Here is a 3964-nt window from a genome sequence, read left to right on the forward strand (position 1 = left end):
CGACAGCGCATCCGCACACTCCCGCATCCGCTCCGCGAACACCGGACTGGAATCCAGCAGCTCACGCGCCATCCCCGCCCACTGCGACCCCTGCCCCGGGAACACGAACACCGGACGGACCACGCCAGTCTGCGCGCGGCCGGACACCACGTGAGTGGCCGCCGCGTCGTCCTGGGCGAGTCCTTCGAGCCCGGCGAGGAGTTCCTCCCGATCCCGCCCGAGGACGACGCCCCGGTGCTCGAACCGCGACCGCGTCGTCGCCAACGACCAGGCGACATCGTCGAGTTGGACTTCGCCGTGCGACAGCACGTGCTCCCGGAGCCGGGCGGCCTGCTCCCGCAGGGCGCTCTCGGTCTTCGCGGAGAGGGCCAGCGGTACGACACCCGCCACCACCGACGGAGCGGCCTCCCCGGCATCCCCGGCGTCCCCGGCGGCCACAGCGGGGTCGGGCTCCTCCGCCGACGGCACCTGCTCCAGGATCACGTGCGCGTTGGTACCGCTCATCCCGAAGGAGGAGACGCCCGCGCGGCGGGGTCCGCCGCTCTCGCGCTCGGGCCAGTCGCGTGCCTCGGTGAGGAGTTCGACGGCCCCTTCGGTCCAGTCGACCTCGGGGGTCGGCTCGTCGATGTGCAGGGTCTGGGGCAGTACGCCGTGGTGCATGGCGAGGACCATCTTCATCACGCCCGCCACGCCGGAGGCGGCCTGGCTGTGCCCGATGTTGGACTTGATGGAGCCGAGCCACAGGGGCTCGCCGCTCTCCGGCCGCTCCTGCCCGTACGTGGCGAGCAGGGCCTGCGCCTCGATCGGGTCACCACATCGGCGGGCGTGAGGCGGGCGTTGGCGAGGGCGGCGCGGATGACGCGCTGCTGGGAGGGACCGTTCGGGGCGGTGAGGCCGTTGCTCGCGCCGTCCTGGTTGATCGCGGAGCCGCGTACGACCGCGAGCACGCGGTGACCGTTGCGGCGCGCGTCGGACAGGCGCTCCAGGAGCACCATGCCGACGCCCTCGGCCATGCCCATGCCGTCGGCGCCGGCGGCGAACGCCTTGCAGCGGCCGTCGGCGGCGAGGCCGCGCTGCTGGCTGAAGGCGATCAGCGCGCCCGGCGACGACATCACGGCGACACCGCCCGCGAGAGCGAGCGAGCACTCACCGTTGCGCAGGGCCTGTGCGGCCAGATGCATGGCGACGAGCGACGACGAGCAGGCCGTGTCGACGGTCACCGCCGGGCCTTCGAGACCGAAGGTGTAGGCGATGCGCCCGGAGATGACGCTGGGCGCGCTGCCGGTGAGGATGTGACCCTCGGAGCCCGCGGTGACCTGGCCGGGCCCCGTGCCGTAGTCCTGGTAGTTGGTGCCGACGAACACTCCGGCGGCCTCGCCCCGTACGGAACGGGGGTCGACGCCGGCGCGCTCGAACGCCTCCCAGGACGTCTCCAGGAGGAGGCGCTGCTGCGGGTCCATGGCCAGGGCCTCGCGGGGCGAGATGCCGAAGAAGGCCGGGTCGAAGTGGCCCGCGTCGTGCAGGAAGCCGCCGCCCCTGGTCGTGGTGGTGCCGGGGGTCTCCGGGTCCGGGTCGTAGAGGTGGGCGGTGTCCCAGCCGCGGCCCGCCGGATAGCCGCCAACGACGTCGGCGCGGTCCTTGAGGACCTGCCACATCCGCTCGGGGGTGCTGATGCCGCCCGGGTAGCGGCAGCTCATCGCGACGATGGCGATCGGCTCGTCGGTGGCCGCCGCGACGGGGGAGGCCGTGGGGCGGGCGACGGCAGTGTCGGCGCCGAGGATCTGGGTGCGCAGATACGCGGCCAGGGCGGTGCCGTTGGGGTGGTCGAAGACGACCGTGGTGGGCAGCTTCAGACCGGTGGCGGCGCCGAGCCGGTTGCGCAGGTCGACGGCGGTGAGCGAGTCGAAGCCGAACTCGCGGAAGGCCCGCTCGGGGTCGAGGGCCTGCGCGGACTCGTAGCCGAGCACGGCCGCCGCGTGCGTGAGCACGAGGTCGACCAGGACGCGGTCCCGCTCGGGCCCGGCGAGGCCGGTGAGGCGCTCGCGCAGCGCGGACGCCTTGGTCGAGACCCCCCCGGCACCCGCGTCGGCCCCTTCACCGGCGGCACCGTCCTCGGCGGCGGCCAGCACGCGCTGGGCGTCGGGCAGGTCGGCGAGCAGCGGGCGGGCGCGGCGCGAGGTGAACACCGGCACGAACTGGTCCCAGTCCACGTCGGCCAGGGCCAGGAACGTCTCGTCGTCGTCCAGGGTCTTGCGCATGCCCGCGAACGCGAGGTCCGGGTCGAGGAACGGCAGCCCCTGGCGGCGCAGTTGCTCCGGGTCGACGTCGACCGGCGCGCTGCCGCTCTCGTGGGGGTTGACGACGTTCCACACACCCCAGGCGATCGAGGTGGCGGTCAGGCCGCGCGCCCTGCGGTGCTCTGCGAGGGCGTCGAGGTGGGCGTTGGCGGCTGCGTACGCGGCGTGGTCGCCGCTGCCCCAGACGGCGGCGATGGAGGAGAACAGCACGAACGCGTCGAGATCCGCGTCGAGTCCGGTCTCGGTCAGGAGCTCGTCCAGGACGACCGCGCCCGCGACCTTCGCCGCGACGATCTCGGCGAAGCCGCCGAGCGTGGTGGTGGCGAGGGGGGCGAGCTCGATGAGGGCGGCGGCGTGGATGACGGCGCGCAGCGTATGCCCGTCGGCGGCGAGCCCTTCGAGGAGCGCGGAGACGGCTTCGCGGTCGGCGGCGTCGCAGGACGCGATGGTGACCTGGACGCCCAACTCCTCGAGTTCTGCGCGGAGTTCGGTAGCTCCGGGGGCGTCCGGGCCGCGGCGGCTCGTCAGGACGAGGTGCTCGGCGCCCTCGCGGGCCAGCCAGCGCGCCAGGTGGGGGCCGAGGGCGCCGGTGCCGCCGGTGATCAGGACGGTGCCGCGGGGAGTCCACGGGGTGGCGGCGGGTTCGGGGGTGTTCCCCTTCGCGGGGCCGGCGGGGGTGCTGGACTCCGCCCGCACGAGGCGGCGTACGAAGACTCCGGAGCCGCGCACGGCGAGCTGGTCCTCGGCGCCTACGCCCGCGAGGATCCCGGCGAGCCGGGCCGCGGTGCGGGTGTCGGGGGTCTGCGGCAGGTCGACGAGACCGCCCCAGCGCTCGGGGTGTTCCAGGGCCACGACCCGTCCCAGGCCCCAGGTCTGCGCCTGGGCGGGGCTCTCCACCCGGTCGTTGCGTCCGGTGGAGACGGCTCCGGTGGAGACGGCCCACAGGCGCGCGTCGATCTCGGTGTCGCCGAGGGCCTGTACGAGGGCGACGGTGCCCGCGAGGCCTGTCGGCAGGACCGGGTGTGCGGGGTGCGGCTGCTCGGCGAGGGCCAGCAGCGAGACCACTCCGGCGATCCGCTCGGCCTCGCCGGAGACGTCGGAGGCGTCGTGAGCGCCGGACGCGTACTCACCCAGGCGTTCGGCCAGGGTCTCGCGCGTCAACTCGGCGCCGCTGACGCGGACTTCGGCGAAGGTCGCCCCGGCCTGCGTCAGCGCGTCCGTGACACCCGCCACCCACGCGTGGGCGGCCGCCTCCTCGGGAACGACGACCAGCCAACGCCCGGTCAGAACCGGACCGGGAAGAGCGCCACTGGCCAGCGGCTTCCAGGTGACCCGGTAGCGCCACCCGTCGAGGGTCGACCGCTCACGCCGCTGCTTGCGCCACGACGAAAGGACGGGCAGTACGGCGGCCAGTTCGGCGGCGGCGGACCCGTCCGCCACCTCCAGCTCGGCCGCCAACTCCGCCAGATCCTCGCGCTCCACGGCCTCCCAGAACCGAGCCTCCACCTCGTCCACCGCGAGGGTGGGCTCGACGCCTGGCGCGCCCGCCTCCTGCTCCGGCGAGAGAAGCCAGTAGTGCTGGCGCTGGAAGGCGTACGTGGGGAGGTCGACGGTGGTGCGGGCGCCGGGGAAGAGGGCCTTCCAGTCGAGTTCGGCGCCGTGTACGT

Annotated in this window: 1 pseudogene; it reads right to left on the reverse strand. The window is 74.3% G+C overall.

Features of this window, described 5'->3' with window-relative positions:
• Positions 1-3964: pseudogene (locus tag ADL01_RS46300) on the reverse strand (SDR family NAD(P)-dependent oxidoreductase); the annotation flags it as partial.

The sequence above is a fragment of the Streptomyces sp. NRRL WC-3618 genome (assembly GCF_001280005.1).
GTDB lineage: Bacteria > Actinomycetota > Actinomycetes > Streptomycetales > Streptomycetaceae > Streptomyces.